This window comes from Pseudomonas sp. Pseusp49, from assembly GCF_059491875.1.
On record NZ_CP168514.1, the window covers coordinates 6,249,980 to 6,267,913 of the forward strand.

Below are 17,934 nucleotides of genomic sequence, written 5' to 3' on the forward strand. Positions count from 1 at the left end.
TCTCTACAGGTTATCCACAGGCCGGTGCACGTTTAACTTGGATAACCTGATCAGGGCTCACTGCGCAGCACCAATTCGACCATCAGATCGTCGGCCAGGGTTTCAAGGCGCGATTGCAGGACGTCCAGCGACAGCGTCAGCGGAACGGCAAGAATCGCTTCGGCATGGAACAACGGCTCGCTGCTCATCGGTGCCGGACGCACTTCGGTAACCAACCGTTCCAGACTCACCCCCTGCTCGTTCAACAAGCGTGTGATGTCACGCACGATCCCCGGGCGATCATTGCCCACCAGTTCCATCGCGATCGGCTTCCAGGTGCAGGATTGTTCGATGCTGCTTTCGGCGATCAATACGCGGATACCCTGGGTGGACAAGCCTTGCAGGGCATCGACCAATTCGTCATAGGCCTCGGCCGGCACCCCCACCCGCAGAATGCCGGCGAATTGTCCGGCCATGCGCGACATGCGGCTTTCCAGCCAGTTGCCGCCGTGCTCGGCAATGCATTGGGCAATGCGCTCGACTTGCCCGGGCTTGTCCGGTGCAAAAACGGTGAGTACGAGGTGGTCCATGGCGCAGCCCTCTGGTCATGATTTTTGTGACAGAGAACCAAGTATAGGCAAGGGTTGAAAGGTGCCTGGGCAGATCCGGAATCAAAGGTGTATCGACTGCCCCCTTCGCGGGCAAGCCCGCTCCCACAGGGTCATGCACTGTCCTTGTGGGAGCGGGCTTGCTCGCGAAGGGATGCACCGCCGATCTGACCGACCAAACAAATAGTGTACAACTTTTGATATTTAACTGGAACAATCTACTGGTTTTTTGAGAACATCCTGTTCCGCGCCGTGACTGCAATGCGTCATGGGGTCGCAGAACGACGTGATTAGTCTAATTTTCACATCCGCAATTCATCATGTAGTATGCCGCAGCGCGCACTACATAACGTTGGATCGATGTCTGCCGCCGGCCCGTTCGCAACCCTGAAAGCCCTGTCAGCAAGGCCCCAAGCCGTTGATTGGTCCCAACCCAGCCGCCCGTCATGGGCATGTACTGGCAGAGGGGTTTGTGGTTTAAATGGCCAATGGCTTCATTGTTAATTTGAAGAGCTGAAAAGCGAAATAGCTGAGCAGAGTGAGGCAAGCAATGACTGAACACGTTCAAGTCGGTGGCCTGCAGGTCGCCAAAGTCCTGTTCGACTTCGTGAACAACGAAGCCATTCCCGGTACCGGCCTCACCGCCGATAAGTTCTGGGCCGGTGCCGACAAGGTCATCCATGACCTGGCGCCGAAGAACAAAGCCCTACTCGCCAAACGCGATGATTTCCAGGCTCGTATTGATTCCTGGCACCAGGAACGCGCCGGTCAGGCGCACGACGCCGTGGCCTATAAAGCCTTCCTGCAAGACATCGGTTATCTGCTGCCAGAAGCGGCCGATTTCCAGGCAACGACGCAAAACGTCGATGACGAAATCGCCCGCATGGCCGGCCCGCAGCTCGTGGTGCCGGTGATGAACGCCCGCTTTGCCCTCAACGCCTCGAACGCCCGCTGGGGCTCGCTGTACGACGCGCTCTACGGCACCGACGCCATCAGCGAAGCCAACGGTGCGGAAAAAGGCAAAGGCTACAACAAGGTTCGCGGTGACAAGGTCATCGCCTTCGCCCGTGCCTTCCTCGACGAAGCGGCGCCATTGGCGGCCGGCTCCCACGTCGATTCCACCGGCTACAAGATCGTCGACGGCAAACTGGTGGTCGCCCTTAAAGGCGGCAGCAACACCGGCCTGCGCAACGACGCTCAGTTGATCGGCTTCCAGGGCGATGCCGCTGCACCGACCGCGATCCTGCTGAAAAACAACGGCCTGCATTTCGAAATCCAGGTCGACGCCAGCACCCCGGTCGGCCAGACCGACGCGGCCGGCGTCAAAGACATCCTGATGGAAGCCGCACTGACCACCATCATGGACTGCGAAGACTCGGTTGCCGCCGTCGACGCCGATGACAAAGTGGTGATCTACCGCAACTGGCTCGGCCTGATGAAGGGCGATCTGTCGGAAAGCGTCGCCAAGGGCGGTCAGACCTTTACCCGCACCATGAACGCCGACCGCACCTACACCGCGGTCGATGGCAGTGAACTGAGCCTGCACGGTCGTTCGTTGCTGTTCGTGCGCAACGTTGGCCACCTGATGACCATCGACGCGATCCTCGACAAAGAGGGCAACGAAGTGCCGGAAGGCATTCTCGATGGCCTGGTGACCTGCCTGTCGGCGATCCACAACCTCAACGGCAACAGCTCGCGCAAGAACAGCCGCACCGGCTCGGTCTATATCGTGAAGCCGAAGATGCACGGCCCTGAAGAAGCCGCGTTCACCAACGAGCTGTTCGGTCGTATCGAAGACGTGCTGGGCCTGCCACGCAACACCTTGAAAGTCGGGATCATGGACGAGGAGCGTCGTACCACGATCAACCTCAAGGCCTGTATCAAGGCGGCGAGCGAGCGTGTGGTGTTCATCAACACCGGTTTCCTCGACCGCACTGGCGATGAAATCCACACCTCCATGGAAGCCGGCCCGATGGTGCGCAAGGCGGACATGAAGGCGGAAAAGTGGATCGGCGCCTACGAGAACTCCAACGTCGATATCGGTCTGAGCACCGGCCTGCAAGGTCGCGCACAGATCGGTAAAGGCATGTGGGCCATGCCGGACCTGATGGCAGCGATGCTCGAACAGAAAATCGCTCACCCGCTGGCCGGTGCCAACACCGCCTGGGTACCTTCGCCGACCGCCGCTGCACTGCACGCGCTGCACTACCACAAGGTCGACGTGTTCGCCCGTCAGGCCGAACTGGCCAAACGTGCCCATGCATCGGTAGACGACATCCTGACCATCCCGCTGGCGGTGAACCCGCAGTGGACCGCCGAACAGATCAAGAACGAACTGGACAACAATAGCCAGGGCATTCTCGGTTACGTGGTGCGCTGGATCGACCAGGGCGTCGGTTGTTCGAAAGTGCCGGACATCAATGATGTCGGCCTGATGGAAGACCGTGCCACGCTGCGTATTTCCAGCCAGCACATCGCCAACTGGCTGCGCCATGGCGTCGTCACCGAAGAGCAGGTCATGGAAAGCCTCAAGCGCATGGCGCCGGTGGTTGACCGTCAGAACGCCGGCGACGCGCTGTACCGTCCGCTGGCCCCGAACTTCGACAGCAACATCGCCTTCCAGGCAGCGGTCGAACTGGTGGTCGAAGGTACCAAACAGCCGAACGGCTACACCGAGCCGGTCCTGCACCGTCGTCGTCGCGAGTTCAAGGCCGCCAATGGCCTGTAACTGAGCGTCTGCGCCGGAGATGAAAAAGCCCTGATCGAAAGATCAGGGCTTTTTTGTTTGCATGATTTATTTCTCTTTGTGGGCGCGGGCTTGGACTAAGGCTCAATCCCAAGCTCATGCCTGACCAACTCCAGCAGCTTGCCGGCATCGATCGGCTTGAGCAGAAAGTCCACCACATTCAAATGCATCGCGGCGATCGCATCTTTTACGTCGGCATCGCCCGAGACGATGATGACCGGCAACGCCGCCCGTACCGACTCGCGCACCTGTCGGATCAGGTCCAGACCGTCGACATGCCCCATGCGCAGGTCGGTAATCACCAGTCCGATCGAAGGTTTCTCTTCCAGCATCTTGAGTGCCGCTTCGCCACTGGCCGCGGTCAGGCAACGAATACCGTCCAGTGCCAGGATCTCTGACAGCAGCTCCCGGGCGTCTTTATCGTCGTCGACGATCAGCACCCGTTGCGGTGGCAGGTCAGGTTCCAGCATGACTGCACTCAGCGCTTCGCGCTCGGCGTCGCTCAAAATATCGTGGTCGGACATGGCTTTCTCTACATATTCAATACAATTCCCTAGCACAGTGGTGAGACATCGCTAAGCAGGCCATCAATGTGCACCTCGTCGGAAAATTTTCCAAGAGGGCACAAGAGAGGTTTTTCGTACGCTTGCGTAGGATTCTTCCGACATTTCAGGATGCTAAAAGCCTACCTAGACTTACGTCCAATGGGCACCCCGGCCACAGGGGTCGACCATGTCCGGGTCATCCGACTACAACAATTCAAAAAAGACTGCGGTAATGGTTATGAGTAAAGCGGACGCCTTCACACAGGCAGGGAAAACCGCGGTGTTGCAGAACATCCAGGGTACGTTGCAATTCCTTCAGCGCTTCCCGCCTTTCAATCAGATGGAACACGCGCACCTGGCGTATCTGGTCGAGCAATGTCAGCTGCGTTTCTACGCCCCCGGCGAGAGCATCATCAAACCCGTCGACGGCCCGGTCGAGCACTTCTATATCGTCAAGCAAGGCCGGGTCGTGGGCGAGCGTCCGGATACGGCAAAAGGTGGCACCGAAACAGTCTTCGAGATCACCACCGGCGAGTGTTTCCCCCTCGCGGCGTTGCTGGGTGAACGGGCGACCCGTACCGAGCACCTCGCCGGCGAAGACACCTTTTGCCTGCAGCTGAACAAGCCGGCGTTCATCCGCCTGTTTTCGCTATCGGACACCTTCCGCAACTTCGCCCTGCGCTGCGTCAGCAGCCTGCTGGATCAGGTCAACCAGCAAGTGCAGCAAAAAGCCGTGGAAACCCTCGGTACCCAATATTCGCTCAATACCCGACTGGGTGAATTGGCCATGCGCCATCCGGTGTCATGCGCCCCGCAGACCCCCTTGCGCGAAGCCGTGACGTTGATGCACGAACAGCAGGTCGGCAGCATCGTGGTGGTCGATGAACTCAAGGCGCCCCTGGGGATTTTCACCCTGCGCGACCTGCGTCAGACCGTGGCCAACGGCAGCAGCGATTTCAACGAAGCCATCGAAGGGCACATGACCCGGGCACCGTTTTTCCTGTCGCCGGATCACAGTGCATTCGACGCGGCAATTGCCATGACCGAGCGTCACATCGCCCATGTCTGCCTGGTCAAGGACCAACGCTTGTGCGGCGTGGTTTCCGAGCGCGATCTGTTTTCCCTGCAACGGGTCGACCTGGTGCACCTGGCGCGCACCATCCGCAACGCGCAGAAGGTGGAAAACCTGGTGGCGCTGCGGGGCGAAATCGGCCAACTGGTCGAGCGCATGCTGGCCCATGGCGCGTCTTCCACGCAGATCACCCACATCATTACCCTGCTCAACGATCACACCGTGTGCCGGGTGATCGAACTGACCCTCGCCGAAAAAGGTGATCCCGGCGTGCCATTCAGTTGGCTGTGCTTCGGCAGTGAAGGCCGTCGCGAGCAGACCCTGCACACCGATCAGGACAACGGCATTCTGTTCGAAGCCAGGGACGCAGCCCATGCCGCCGAGATTCGCGGCAAGTTGTTGCCCATCGCCCAGCAGATCAATCAGAGCCTGGCGCTGTGCGGCTTCACCTTGTGCAAGGGCAATATCATGGCCGGCAACCCCGAGCTGTGCCTGTCCCGGGCCGAATGGGCGCGGCGCTTTGCGGCGTTCATCCGCGAGGCCACCCCGGAGAACCTGCTGGGTTCGAGCATCTATTTCGATTTGCGCGTGGTCTGGGGCAGCGAGCAAGGCTGCGAGCAGTTGCGTCGGGGCATTCTCGATCAGGTCGGTGACAACCGTTTGTTCCAGCGCATGATGGCCGAGAATGCGTTGCGCAATCGCCCGCCCGTAGGGCGTTTGCGCGAGTTCGTGCTGACGCGCAAGAATGGCGAGAAAGCCACCCTGGATTTGAAAGTTCAGGGGCTGACCCCATTTGTCGACGGCGCCCGGCTGCTGGCCCTGGCCCATGGCATCGAGGCCAATAACACGCTGGAGCGTTTTCGCCAATTGGTCGCCAAAGAGGTCATCGAACCCCTGGACGGCGCCGCGTACGAAGAGGCCTATCACTTCATTCAGCAAACCCGCATGCAGCAACATCAATTACAGACCCGGGAAAATTTTCCCTACTCGAATCGGGTCGATCCCGACAGCCTCAATCATCTGGACCGACGCATCCTGCGTGAGTCCCTGCGTCAGGCCCAACGCCTGCAGAGCAGCCTGACCTTGCGGTATCAGTTATGAGCCTGTTTTCCTGGCTGCGCCCGCCGAGTCCCACCCTGCCCGCCGACCTGCAACATCGCCTGGAACGCTTGCCGGCCGCTGCAGCCCTGGGCGAATGCAGCCTGCGTGAGCAGCGCTGGGTCGTGCTCGATCTGGAAACCACCGGGCTGAACCTGAACAAGGACCATGTGTTGTCGATTGGTGCGGTGGCGATCGAGGACGGGGCCATCGACTTTCGCCAGCAGTTCGAACGCACCTTGCAATATCCGCAAGTCAAACTCGGTCCCAGCGTGCTGATCCACGGCATTGGTCCCAGCGCCATTGCGGCGGGCAGCGATCCCGCAGAAGCGCTGGTGGACCTGATGGAATACCTCGGTGACAGCCCGGTACTGGCCTTCCACGCGCCGTTTGACCAGCACATGCTCGGCCGTGCGCTGAAAGATCACTTGGGTTTCAAGTTGCAGCATCCGTTTCTGGACGTGGCGGACATTGCACCGCTGCTATGCCCCCAGGCGCACTTTCGCGAGGCCGGGCTGGACGATTGGATCGACTGGTTCAAGCTCGAAGTCTTCGAACGCCACCACGCCAGCGCCGACGCCCTGGCCACCGCTGAACTGGCGCTGATCCTGTTCAGTCGCGCACGGCAGCAGCAGATTCATAGCCCGTTGAATTTGCAACAGCGCTTGAGTCAGTGGAAGCGTCGGCAACAAGCGCCGTCCTTCTAGAGCTGTATGTAATCCTGTGGCGAGGGGGCTTGTCGGATCGCCGCACCGCCCCGTTGGGTCGCGAAGCGGCCCTCTACACTTCTCCCGCTAGATCGCGACCGCTGGTTTGACGGCTGCTTCGCAGCCGAACGGGGGCAAGCCCCCTCGCCACAGGTTTGGAGCGCCATCCCATCTCCCCCCACCCGACCAATGCCGATTGCGGACCACCCGCACCTCTGCCACAATCGCGAACAATTCTCGTTAGTTAATACTTCCCAAGCGGTGATGCGGCGTGTCGTCAGTCCCAAGCCCTCAAAGTGAGCTCGTCGGTGCGTTATATCGCGACCATCGCGGTTGGCTATTGGCCTGGCTTCGACGCAATGTCGCCTGCCCACAGCGGGCCGAAGACCTGAGCCAGGACACTTTTGTGCGCTTGCTGGGCCGCGAGGAACTGAAGGAACCACGCGAACCCCGGGCATTCCTGGTGGCCATCGCCAAGGGCCTGCTGTTCGATTACTTCCGTCGCGCCGCGCTGGAGCAGGCTTACCTCACCGAACTGATGCTGATTCCCGAAGCCGAACAACCGTCGGCGGAAGAGCAGCAGATGATCCTCGAAGACCTGAAAAACATTGACCGTTTGCTCGGCAAGCTTTCCACCAAGGCCCGGGCGGCGTTCCTCTACAACCGTCTCGACGGTCTTGGCCACGCAGAAATCGCCGAGCGCCTGGGGGTATCGGTGCCGCGGGTGCGCCAGTACCTGGCCCAAGGCATTCGCCAATGCTACATCGCACTGTATGGTGAGCCGACATGAACCCGGTCAATTCCAAACCGGTATCGGCCAACGTGCTGGACGCGGCGATTGCCTGGCAGTTGTCCATGGAGGGCGCCAACCCGGTAGAGCGCGAAGAATTCGCCAAGTGGCACGCGGCCCACGAAGAGCACGCCCGCGCCTGGCGCCAGTTGGGCATGCTCGACCAACGCTTCAGCGCAGCCAGTGGCCCGGCCCGCACTGCCCTGCTGCAATCGCGCGAAGGTATCCGCCGACGGGTGCGCAAGCTCGGCAAAGGCGTGGCGAGCGTGGTGCTCGTGATCGGCCTGGCGCTGTTTGCCGGGCCACGTTACCTGCCGATCGATTACTGGCTGGCCGACCAGCGCACCGCCGTGGGCGAGCAGCGCACCCTGCGCCTGGCGGATGGCACGCTGGTCAATCTCAACACCCACAGCGCCCTGGATGTGCGCTTCGATGAGCAGCAGCGGCGCATCGTGCTTCAGGAAGGCGAGATTCTGGTTGAAACCGGTCACGGCGATCCCCGGCCGTTCATCGTCGAAACCCGTGAAGGCAGCATGCGCGCGCTGGGTACGCGGTTTCTGGTCAAGCGTGAAGAAGAAGGCACACGCCTGAGTGTGTTGCAGTCGGCGGTGGCGGTTCACCCAGAGTCCAGCCCGGATGAACAGATTCTGCGCGAAGGCCAGCAGGTGTTGATCCGCAATAACGGCCTGGGCCCGGTTCTGGCCGTCAACTTCGGCGCGGATGCCTGGACCCGCGGCATGCTGGTGGTGGACAACACGCGGCTGGAAGATCTGGTGCATGAAATCGGTCGCTATCGAACCGGTTACACAGGCGTTGCGCCGGAAGTGGCCGATCTGCGCATCACCGGCAGCTTCCCGCTGCGTGACACCGACCTGGCGCTCAATGCCCTGCTGCCGACCCTGCCGGTGCAGATCGAACAGCACACGCAATGGTGGGTGACGGTGAAAGCGAAAGCCGACGCCAAGCCCTGATCAAGGCATCCATTGTAGGAGCTGGCTTGCCAGCGATGGACGTTAACGATAACGCGCGCTCACTGGATAAACGCGGTGCTTTTGAGTGCATCGCTGGCAAGCCAGCTCCTACAAAAGCCAAATACTGAATACAAATTATTTTCATCCAGCCCTATCACTTTCTGATTCTCGTTCGGCACACAGGCAATTGAGAAATGTTTCCATTCAGGAGCCGCTGTATGTCCCGTTCGCTGAACACCCTGTTGCGCCCCAGTTTGCTGGCGGTCGCCGTTGCCCTTTGCACACCTTTGGCGAGCAGCCAACTGGTCGCCGCTGAGCAGGCGTCAAGCGTTCGCGCCTACAACCTGCCAGCCGCACCATTGGCCAGCACCCTGAACCAGATCGCTAGCCAGGCCGGCCTGGCCTTGTCGTTGAACCCATCCCTGGCGGCAGGCAAAACCTCGGCGCCCGTCAACGGCCAGTTCGACGCCGCCGGCGCCCTGCGCGAGGCCCTGCGTGGCACCGGGCTGCAACTGGAGCAAAGCAGTGCCGGCACCTACAGCCTGGTGGCCGTGCCCGAGGGCGTGATGGCTCTGCCGGCAACCAGCGTGATTGGCGTGGAAGACGCTGAAAGCGCCTGGGGCCCCGTGCAAGGCTACGTGGCCAAGCGCACCGCCGCCGGCACCAAGACCGATACCGCGCTGGTCGAGGTACCGCGCTCGATTTCGGTCGTTACTCGCGAGCAGATGGACGACCGCAACGCGCATACCCTTGACGCCGCCGTGCGCTACCTGCCGGGCATCACCGCCAGCAGCTACGGCAGCGACACCCGCGCTGACTGGCTGCGCGTGCGTGGTTTCGAGCCGACTCAATTCCTCGACGGCCTGCCCCTGCCAAAAGGCGTATACGCCAACCCGAAACAGGAAACCTGGAACCTCGACCGCCTGGCCTTGCTGCGCGGCCCGGCCTCGTCCGTGTACGGCCAGACCCCGCCAGGCGGCCTGCTGGACATGGTCAGCCGTCGCCCGAGCGCTGAAGCCAGCAGCGAAATCCAGCTGCAGTACGGCAGCGACAACCATCGCCAGATCAACTTCGCCAGCACCGGCAAGATCGACGACGAAGGCCGGTTTCTCTATGGCGTGAGCGGCGTGGTGCGTGACGGCGGCACCCAGATCGACCATATCGACGACAAGCGCTACAACATTGCGCCAAGCCTGACCTGGAACATCGACGAAGACACCCGTTTCACCCTGCTGACGCAGTTCACCCGTGACGATACCGGCGTTACCAGCCAGTTCTATCCGATTCAGGGCACCAAGATCGACATGCCGTTCGGCAAGATCTCGCACCACAAGAACCTGGGTGATCCGGACTACGATTTCTACGACCGCACCTATTACGCACTGGGTTATGCCTTCGAGCATCGCTTGAACGATGTATGGCAGTTCCGCCAGAACCTGCGCTACACCAAGTCGGACCTGTCGTTCCAGACGGTCACCGTCAACAGCTACTTTCCCTCCATCGGATTTGTCGTGGACGATGAAGGCAACACCGGGCGCGGCACGACCAATGTCGACGAAGACATCAGCCAGTTCGCCGTGGACAACAACCTCCAGGCCGACTTCGCCACCGGCGACATTAATCACACGCTGTTGATCGGCCTGGACCACCAGCGCAGCAACACCAACTACACCTCGATCTTTGGCACCGCACCGGCCATCAACGTCAACAATCCGGTCTATGGCTTGCCGATCACCCGTCCACCACACTCCTCGGCGTTTTATGACTATGACCAGAAGACCTACCAGACCGGTCTGTACGTCCAGGATCAAATGGCCCTCGACCAATGGCGCCTGACCCTCGGCGGTCGTGAAGACTGGGTCCATACCGGCACCAAATTCTTCAACAAGGGTGATGCCACCAACACTCAGCGTGACAAGAACTTCAGCGGCAACGCGGCGATCAGCTATGTGTTCGACTCGGGCTTCGTGCCTTACTTGTCCTACGCCGAATCGTTCCAGCCGGCCAGCAATGCCGTCGCCTCGCCGACCGATTCGTTCAAGCCAACCGAAGGCAAGCAGTGGGAACTGGGTATCAAGTACCAGCCACCGGGCAGCAACACATTGCTGACAGCCGCTGTGTATGACCTGACCCAGAAAAACGTTGCCGTCACCAACAATGTGGGCAACGTGACGGTCACCAGCCAGACCGGCGAAGTGAGAGTCAAAGGCCTGGAGCTGGAAGCCGTTTCCGACGTGACCGAAAATCTCAAGGTCACCGCCGCCTACACCCTGGCCAGGTCCGAAGTGCAAGACGGCGCGTTCAAGGGCAATCGCCTGCAACTGATGCCTAACCAGCAAGCATCGGTGTGGGGCGACTACACCTGGCACAACGGCGTGCTCGACGGCTTCGGCATCGGCGCCGGCGCGCGTTACACCGGCAACACTTACGGCGACGAGGCCAACACCTGGCTGGGCAAGGCCGGTGCCTACACGGTGTTCGACGCCGCGGTACACTACGACCTCGGCCGCCTGGACAACAGCCTTAAGGGCGCTTCGCTGGCCGTTAACGCCACCAACCTGTTCGACAAGGACTACATCTCGACTTGCGACAGCTTCTACTGCTACTACGGCGACCAGCGCAGTGTCGTCGCCAGTGCAACGTACAAGTGGTAACAGTTTGACCCGACACGCCCTATGACCAAGCCGTCCCCGAAGGACGGCTTTGGTTTTTCTGAAGGCTATGAAATGAAAAGTAAAACAATTCGCCGCTGGTCCGCTGTTCATACCTGGACCAGCCTGATTTGCACGGTATTCCTGTTGCTGCTGGCACTGACCGGTCTGCCACTGATCTTCCATCACGAGATCGACCATCTCCTCGGTGATGCCGCCGAGCTGAAGCAGATGCCGGCAGACACCCCGCGCCTTGATCTGCAGCAGCTGGTAGCGGCGGCTGAAAAGCATCGCCCTGGCGAAGTCATGCAGTATTTCGGCTTCGAGGACGACGAGCCCAATGCGGCGATTGCGATCATGGCCCCCACCGCCGGCACCGAGCCCAATTCGTCCCACACCTTCATGCTCGACGCCCGTACCGGCGAGGCCCTGGAGATGCCGTCGGCAAACGGTGGTTTCATGATGGTCATGCTGCGCCTGCACGTGGACATGTTTGCCGGCTTACCGGGCAAGCTGCTGTTGGCGTTCATGGGCATTCTGTTCGTGGTGGCGATCGTCTCCGGCACCGTCTTGTACCTGCCATTCATGCGCCGCCTGAAGTTCGCCACCGTGCGCCAGGACAAATCCACCCGCCTACGCTGGCTCGACCTGCATAACCTGATCGGCGTCGTGACCTTGACCTGGGCCCTGGTGGTCGGCGTGACCGGCGTGATCAGTGCCTGCGCCGACCTGATCATTGCCGCCTGGCGCAACGACAGCCTGAGCGCGATGGTCGCGCCGTACCGCGATGCGCCACCGCTGACGCAACTGGCGCCGGCCACCCGTTTGCTCGACATCGCCAAGGACGTCGCACCGGGCATGCAGCCGGACTTCATCGCCTTCCCCGGCACGCGGTTTTCCAGCGAGCACCATTACGCGGTGTTCATGAAAGGCAGCACGCACCTGACCTCGCACCTGCTGACACCGGTGCTGATCGACGCCAGCACCCTGCAAGTCACCGCCGTGGCCGAGCGGCCCTGGTACATGGATGCCATGGGCATGTCGCAACCGCTGCACTTCGGCGACTACGGCGGCATGCCAATGCAAATCCTCTGGGCGACCCTAGATGTGCTGACCATCATTGTGCTCGGCAGCGGAGTCTATCTGTGGGTGGTGCGGCGCAAGGCTGCCAGGCCTGTGCTGGAAAAAGCGGAGAACGTGGCATGAAGCCCCGGCAGTCGAATTTCTGGAAGGTCTTTGCCATTCCCACCGTCATCGCGGTGCTCAGCGCGGCAGGGCTGTTTGCCGCGTTGCTCGGGGATGGTGTGTGGGATTCACTGAGCTGGGTGGGGCTGGGCATTCCGGCTGTGCTGGCCCTGCGCGGCCTCCTGCAACGCCGCTGACTCCTGTAGGAGCGAGCTTGCTCGCGATGGACTTGAGAACGCCGCTGGGTGTCAGGTTTTCCGCGTTATCGTTAACGCCCATCGCGAGCAAGCTCGCTCCTACAGGGGTGTTTGCCATCTTGAGCTATCGCCCCAACACGCTATGCTGCCCGACACTGCCACCGATCGAGCCGCTGCCATGTCCGCCCCGAGCATGACCCTGTACCACAACCCGCTCTCTCCCTTCGTTCGCAAAGTCATGGTGCTGCTGCACGAAACCGGTCAACAGGACCGCGTGGCGCTGCAGACCAGCGTCCTCACCCCGGTGACCCCGGACCCGGCCCTGATCGACGACAACCCCCTGAGCAAAATCCCGGCATTGCGCCTGGCCGACGGCAATGTCATCCATGACAGCCGGGTCATCCTCGACTACCTCGATCAGCAGCACGTCGGCAACCCGCTGATCCCCCGCGAAGGCTCGGCCCGCTGGCGGCGCCTGACCCTCGCCTCCCTTGCCGACGGGATCATGGACGCGGCCGTGCTGGTGCGCTACGAAGTCGCCCTGCGTGCCCCGGAGAAGCACTGGGACGAATGGCTCGACGGCCAGCGCGACAAGATCCGCCGCGCCCTGGCCCTGCTGGAAAAAGACGCGATTGCGGAGCTGACCAGCCACTTCGACGTGGCCGCAATCAGCGTGGCCTGTGCACTGGGTTACCTGGACTTGCGCCACCCGGATCTGGATTGGCGCGAAGCCAATCCACAGCTGGCGGCGTGGTACTTCGAGGTGAGCCAGCGGCCTTCGATGATTGCGACGATGCCCAGGCTTTAAGCCTTCGAAAAATCAGCAGTCCGGCTTGTCGGCCGTAAATCGCCGAGCCGGATTCACCGCCGCACCGAACTCGCGCAACGCCTTGGCGCCGATCAGCAACGGGTAGTTGAAGCTGCTGCGGTCTGTCAGGTTGACCTCGACCGTGCGCTTGATGTGACCCAGGCACAGCTCCAGATCGACCACCGGACGCTTGGTCGGCGCGACGACTTCGCTGTCCTCCTCGTCCTCTTCGGAGCGGGTCTTGATCTTGCTGATGCGCGCGATCTTGTGTTCATAGACCTGGTTGCCCGCATCCTTGGTGCCCAGGCGGAAACGCACCCAGTCTTCGCCGTCACGCTTGAAGGTTTCGATGTCCTTGGCCGACAGCGACGCGGTCAGGGCGCCGGTGTCCATTTTCGCCTTGAGGACCTGCCCGCCGATTTCCGGCAGGGCGATGTATTCGTAACGGCCGTACAGGGTCGGCTCGGCGGCCAAGACCGGCAGGGCCAGGAGGGAAAGCAGTGCGAGGAGCGATTTCACGTAGGGCTTCCTTGAAGGATGGGCGGCGGAATTTTAGACCGTGGCCGTTGAATTCGTTCGCAGATATTTGAAGATCAAAGCCCTGTAGGAGCTGCCGAAGGCTGCGATCTTTTGATCATCAAGACAAAGTCAAAAGATCGCAGCCTTCGGCAGCTCCTACAGGGACGAGGGTATCCAGCCTACCGCCGCTCAGGTGAAGCATTCGTCATAGCGATTTGGCCTGTCGCCCGAAGCTGCTTATCATGGCGCGCCCAACCGCTTCCACGAGTGACTTATGCGCCGCCTGCTCACCGGCTGTTTCGTGACCCTGCTGCTTCTGCTCAATACCCTGGTCCTGATCGGGCCATTGCTGGTGTTTGCCCTGCTCAAGCTGATCCTGCCCGGCCGCTTGCGCGATTTCGCTTCCTGGGCCGTGATGTGGATCGCCGAAACCTGGTCGGAAATCGACAAGCTGATTTTCCGCGTCTGCATCCCCACCCAATGGGACATTCGTGGCGGTGAAGATCTGCGCCGCGATACCTCGTATCTGGTGATCAGCAACCATCAATCCTGGGTCGACATCCCGGCGCTGATCCAGACGCTGAACCGGCGCACGCCGTTCTTCAAATTCTTCCTCAAGAAAGAGCTGATCTGGGTGCCCTTCCTGGGCCTGGCGTGGTGGGCGCTGGATTACCCGTTCATGAAGCGCTACAGCAAGGCGTTCCTGGCCAAACACCCGGAGCTGGCGGGCAAGGATCTGGAGATCACCAAAAAGGCCTGCGAGCTGTTCAAGCGCCAGCCGGTGACGGTGGTCAACTATCTGGAAGGTACGCGTTTCACCGCAGCGAAAAGCGCTCAACAACAGTCGCCATTCACTCACCTGCTCAAGCCCAAGGCTGGCGGCGTGGCATTCGTGCTGGCGGCAATGGGCGAGCAGCTGGACGCCGTTCTCGATGTGACGGTGGTTTATCCGCAGCAGAAGATTCCGGGGTTCTGGGACCTGATCAGCGGCAATGTGCCAAGGGTCATCATCGACATCACGACCCGCGAGCTCGATCCCGCGCTGTGGCAGGGCGATTACGAAAACGATCCGGTATTTCGCGAGAAGATCCAGAACTGGGTCAACCAGCTCTGGATCGAGAAGGACCTGCGCATCGACGCCTTGCGCACCGATCGCTACTGAATCAGCTTCCGGCGCCGGCGCCCCAGATGTTGCCCAGGCTGCTCAGCAATGTACCGCCGACGCCCTGCTGACCGAGGTACTGCAAGAGCACCGGGGTAAACAGGCCGATCATGCCGCTGTCCATACCCAGGGCACTGAAGGCGTTGTTCAGGTCGTTGGTGTCCTTGACGTTGCCCAAGGCGTTATCCAGGCCTGCCGCCTTGCCGCTGGAGCCGAGCAGCCCCGCCAGCGCGCCCAACTCACCGCCGCCCGAGAGCATGTCGATGCCCGGCACGCTTTTGGCCAATTGCGCGTAGTCGGTCGAACTCAACTGGTTCTTCGCCAGGCCCAGCATCGCCCCGGCGCCGCCGATGGCTTGCTCCGGGGTGATGTCCAATTCACTGAGGGTGCTCAGCAAATCGGCGGTCTGCGGCGTCGGTGCGGCGGTCGCGGTCGCGTCATCGCCCTTCATGCCGGCAATGACATTGGCTGCATCGCTCAAGTTGAACTGTGCAAAGGCCGGGCTGGCAGCCAGGGTCAGGAGTGATGCCAGTGCAAAACCGCGTGAAATCTTCATTCAGACATCCTCGATGAACACCGCCCGGCAATGGGCGGCGAAAAACTGCCCATTGGACTGACGCCCTCAAGGATTGTTCCCGGCCCTGTAGGAGCTGCCGGAGGCTGCGATCTTTTGATCTTGATCTTCGGCAAATTCAATATCGCCAGGATCAAAAGATCGCAGCCTCCGGCAGCTCCTACAGGGTCGGTGTCGTGGCAAATAGCAATCCACTGCATCCAATCCCACCCTGTCTGCGTATATCAAGCACGGACAGACACTCCTGGCCGATTCTCATCACAAGGATCATCACCATGAAACGCACTTCGATCAAAACGCCATTGATTGCCAGCCTGCTGACCCTGGCCCTTGGTGGCGGACTCCTCCTGAACACCGTGCAAGCGGCGGACATGGGCCACGGCACCGTCACGGTCGGCGGCCAGAGCATGCTGCCGAGCAAGGACATCGTCGATAACGCAGTGAACTCCGCCGATCACACCACCCTGGTCGCCGCAGTAAAAGCCGCCGGCCTGGTTGACACCCTCAAGGGCAAAGGCCCGTTCACCGTGTTCGCCCCGGTCAATTCGGCCTTCACCGCCCTGCCCGCGGGCACCGTCGACACCCTGCTCAAACCGGCCAACAAGGCCACACTGGCCCACATCCTCACCTACCACGTGGTCGCCGGGAAACTCGACATGATGACCCTGTCCGAGAAAATCAGGGCAGGTGGCGGCAAGGCCGAGCTGACCACGGTGGCCGGCGGCAAACTGTGGGCCATGATGAACGGTCCGCACAACATCACCATCAAGGATGAAAAAGGCGACGTCGCCGACATCACCACCTACGACGTGTACCAGTCCAACGGGGTGATTCAGGTCATCGACAAAGTGCTGATGCCGAAAAGCTGAGCCGTGCCGCCGCTCCCGCACATCGGGGGCGGCGGTTCGCCCGAGGTGTTCGCCGTGAATGGAACAACTGCACGCCGTGAACTAACCTCTGCCTGCAACCGGCCACCTGCCCCGCTTTCCGGGAGAACCGCCATTCCCATCGCCGATGCCGATCAGCTCAGGCAATTGCTGGCCCAGTGTTCACTGGGCGACCGCCGCGCCTTCGAGACGCTGTACCGCAGCGTCGGCCCGCGCCTGCACGGGGTAGCACTGCGTTTCATGGGTCGTCCGGACCTGGCCGAAGAGGTGCTGCAAGAGAGTTTCGTGCGCATCTGGAACAATGCATCGCGCTACGAAGCGCATCTGTCGGCGCCGCTGACCTGGATGATCAACATCACCCGTCACCAGGCCATCGACCAGTTGCGCAAACACCGCGATCGGCCATTGAGCGATCTCGAAGAACAGAGTCTCGTGGATGAAAGCCCATCGGCCCACGAGCAACTGGACAGCGCTCGCGAAGCCAGCGCCTTGAACCGTTGCCTGGACAGCCTCGAAGGCATGCAGCGCCAGTCGATAACCGTCGCCTATTTCCAGGGACTGTCGTGCTCCGAACTGGCCGAACACCTGGCCGCGCCGCTGGGCTCGGTGAAGTCCTGGATCCGCCGCGGCATGGAACGCCTGCGCAGGTGCCTTGAATCATGAACTATCGAACCCCGACCCTGCGCCGCGCCCTCGCCGCCGACTATGCCATTGGCCTGATGCCTGCCACCGCGCGCCGGCGTTTCGAACAGCTGCTATTGGAGGATGCGGCCTTGCGAGCAGAACTGGCACAGTGGCAGGAAAGCCTGGTCAGCCTGACCGATGCCCTGCCGGAGCAGCCGGTGCCGGATCGCGTCTGGCAAGGCATTACCGCGCGAATCGAACCACAAGTGCTGCACGTGCCAGAGAAGCGTCCGTTCTGGAATTGGCTACGAGTGACGGCGGCGGTTTGCTCGCTACTGATCGCAGTGACGCTCGGTGTGCTCTACCTCCCCGACGACGCCCGCTACAGCGCCACGCTGGTGAGCGCCGACGCGCAGCCGGCGTTGCGCGTGCAGGCCCACGAGGATTACCTGCAGGTCGAGCCACTGGCGTTGGCCGCAATCGGGCCGGATCGCAGCCTGGAATTGTGGGCGATACCGGCGGACGGCAAACCGATTTCCCTCGGAGTGATTCCGCCGAACGGCAAAGGCAAGGTCGAATTGAGCGAGGCGCAGAAAGCGCTGATCGGCAAGCCGATTGCGCTGGCGGTCAGCCTTGAACCGAAGGGCGGCTCGCCGACCGGGCAACCGACAGGGCCGGTGCTGTACCAAGGGGCGTTGGCGGCACTGTGAAAGCAGAAGATCAAAAGATCGCAGCCTGCGGCAGCTCCTACAGTGTCAATACGTTCCCCTGTAGGAGCTGCCGCAGGCTGCGATCTTTTGCCCCTAAAAAA

General features: G+C 61.2%; 17 protein-coding genes. 13 read left to right on the forward strand and 4 right to left on the reverse strand.

The genetic code is table 11. The annotated features are described in order from the left end of the window. Nucleotides 1-50: 50 nt before the first annotated feature. On the reverse strand, nucleotides 51-569 hold the full coding sequence (locus ACEN83_RS27955; RefSeq protein ID WP_102700735.1) for a glycine cleavage system transcriptional repressor: 519 nt from the start codon (nucleotides 567-569) through the stop codon (nucleotides 51-53). A 568-nt stretch (nucleotides 570-1,137) separates the two neighbouring features. On the opposite strand from ACEN83_RS27955, the gene ACEN83_RS27960 reads away from it, so the two are divergent. Further along, entirely contained in the window at nucleotides 1,138-3,315 is a 2,178-nt protein-coding gene (locus ACEN83_RS27960) for a malate synthase G (RefSeq protein WP_495578927.1), read from the forward strand. A 95-nt stretch (nucleotides 3,316-3,410) separates the two neighbouring features. Here the strand turns inward: ACEN83_RS27960 and ACEN83_RS27965 are convergent, their stop codons facing one another. Further along, the gene (locus tag ACEN83_RS27965) at nucleotides 3,411-3,857 is read right to left on the reverse strand and encodes a response regulator (RefSeq protein WP_495578928.1); all 447 of its coding nucleotides are present in this window, start codon (nucleotides 3,855-3,857) and stop codon (nucleotides 3,411-3,413) included. 253 nt (nucleotides 3,858-4,110) lie between these two features. Here ACEN83_RS27965 and ACEN83_RS27970 point away from each other — a divergent pair, with 253 nt between their 5' ends. The 8 genes from ACEN83_RS27970 to ACEN83_RS28005 all read left to right on the forward strand — a co-directional run bounded on the left by ACEN83_RS27970 (nucleotide 4,111) and on the right by ACEN83_RS28005 (nucleotide 13,357). After that, the gene (locus ACEN83_RS27970) at nucleotides 4,111-6,051 is read left to right on the forward strand and encodes a putative nucleotidyltransferase substrate binding domain-containing protein (RefSeq protein ID WP_033048462.1); all 1,941 of its coding nucleotides are present in this window, start codon (nucleotides 4,111-4,113) and stop codon (nucleotides 6,049-6,051) included. Beyond that, a complete protein-coding gene (locus ACEN83_RS27975) occupies nucleotides 6,048-6,755 on the forward strand; it encodes a 3'-5' exonuclease (protein ID WP_007980367.1) in 708 nt (235 codons plus the stop codon). The genes ACEN83_RS27970 and ACEN83_RS27975 overlap by 4 nt, the downstream gene beginning before the upstream one ends. 271 nt (nucleotides 6,756-7,026) lie before the next feature. Beyond that, on the forward strand, nucleotides 7,027-7,545 hold the full coding sequence (locus tag ACEN83_RS27980) for an RNA polymerase sigma factor (protein ID WP_102700728.1): 519 nt from the start codon (nucleotides 7,027-7,029) through the stop codon (nucleotides 7,543-7,545). Continuing rightward, nucleotides 7,542-8,516, forward strand: a complete 975-nt coding sequence (locus ACEN83_RS27985) for a FecR domain-containing protein (protein WP_495578929.1) — start codon at nucleotides 7,542-7,544, stop codon at nucleotides 8,514-8,516. The genes ACEN83_RS27980 and ACEN83_RS27985 overlap by 4 nt, the downstream gene beginning before the upstream one ends. Nucleotides 8,517-8,734: 218 nt before the next feature. Continuing rightward, a complete protein-coding gene (locus ACEN83_RS27990; RefSeq protein ID WP_495578930.1) occupies nucleotides 8,735-11,170 on the forward strand; it encodes a TonB-dependent siderophore receptor in 2,436 nt (811 codons plus the stop codon). Nucleotides 11,171-11,242: 72 nt separating this feature from the next. Continuing rightward, entirely contained in the window at nucleotides 11,243-12,373 is a 1,131-nt protein-coding gene (locus tag ACEN83_RS27995; RefSeq protein WP_218481239.1) for a PepSY-associated TM helix domain-containing protein, read from the forward strand. Next, nucleotides 12,370-12,549 (forward strand): hypothetical protein, encoded by a 180-nt coding sequence (locus tag ACEN83_RS28000; RefSeq protein ID WP_056726593.1) that lies wholly within the window; start codon nucleotides 12,370-12,372, stop codon nucleotides 12,547-12,549. The genes ACEN83_RS27995 and ACEN83_RS28000 overlap by 4 nt, the downstream gene beginning before the upstream one ends. Nucleotides 12,550-12,727: 178 nt before the next feature. Next, a complete protein-coding gene (locus tag ACEN83_RS28005; protein WP_007980378.1) occupies nucleotides 12,728-13,357 on the forward strand; it encodes a glutathione S-transferase in 630 nt (209 codons plus the stop codon). A gap of 12 nt (nucleotides 13,358-13,369) precedes the next feature. Here the strand turns inward: ACEN83_RS28005 and rloA2 are convergent, their stop codons facing one another. Then, a complete protein-coding gene (gene rloA2 / locus ACEN83_RS28010; protein ID WP_495578931.1) occupies nucleotides 13,370-13,876 on the reverse strand; it encodes a retropepsin-like aspartic peptidase RloA2 in 507 nt (168 codons plus the stop codon). 274 nt (nucleotides 13,877-14,150) lie between these two features. Between rloA2 and yihG the strand changes: the two genes are divergently transcribed. Further along, nucleotides 14,151-15,038: a 1-acylglycerol-3-phosphate O-acyltransferase, YihG family gene (yihG, locus tag ACEN83_RS28015; RefSeq protein ID WP_495578932.1), complete on the forward strand. Its 888-nt coding sequence runs from the start codon at nucleotides 14,151-14,153 to the stop codon at nucleotides 15,036-15,038. 1 nt (nucleotide 15,039) lies between these two features. Here yihG and ACEN83_RS28020 read toward each other — a convergent pair whose 3' ends face one another. Continuing rightward, the gene (locus ACEN83_RS28020) at nucleotides 15,040-15,594 is read right to left on the reverse strand and encodes a DUF2780 domain-containing protein (protein ID WP_495578933.1); all 555 of its coding nucleotides are present in this window, start codon (nucleotides 15,592-15,594) and stop codon (nucleotides 15,040-15,042) included. A gap of 293 nt (nucleotides 15,595-15,887) precedes the next feature. Between ACEN83_RS28020 and ACEN83_RS28025 the strand changes: the two genes are divergently transcribed. Genes ACEN83_RS28025 through ACEN83_RS28035 form a run of 3 tightly spaced genes read left to right on the forward strand, consistent with a single transcriptional unit; the run spans nucleotide 15,888 to nucleotide 17,833 of the window. Continuing rightward, complete coding sequence (locus tag ACEN83_RS28025) at nucleotides 15,888-16,481, forward strand: fasciclin domain-containing protein (RefSeq protein WP_495578934.1); 594 nt, start codon at nucleotides 15,888-15,890, stop codon at nucleotides 16,479-16,481. A gap of 54 nt (nucleotides 16,482-16,535) precedes the next feature. Further along, complete coding sequence (locus tag ACEN83_RS28030; protein ID WP_116582314.1) at nucleotides 16,536-17,162, forward strand: RNA polymerase sigma factor; 627 nt, start codon at nucleotides 16,536-16,538, stop codon at nucleotides 17,160-17,162. Then, complete coding sequence (locus ACEN83_RS28035; RefSeq protein WP_495578935.1) at nucleotides 17,159-17,833, forward strand: anti-sigma factor; 675 nt, start codon at nucleotides 17,159-17,161, stop codon at nucleotides 17,831-17,833. The genes ACEN83_RS28030 and ACEN83_RS28035 overlap by 4 nt, the downstream gene beginning before the upstream one ends. The last annotated feature ends 101 nt before the right edge of the window (nucleotides 17,834-17,934 follow it).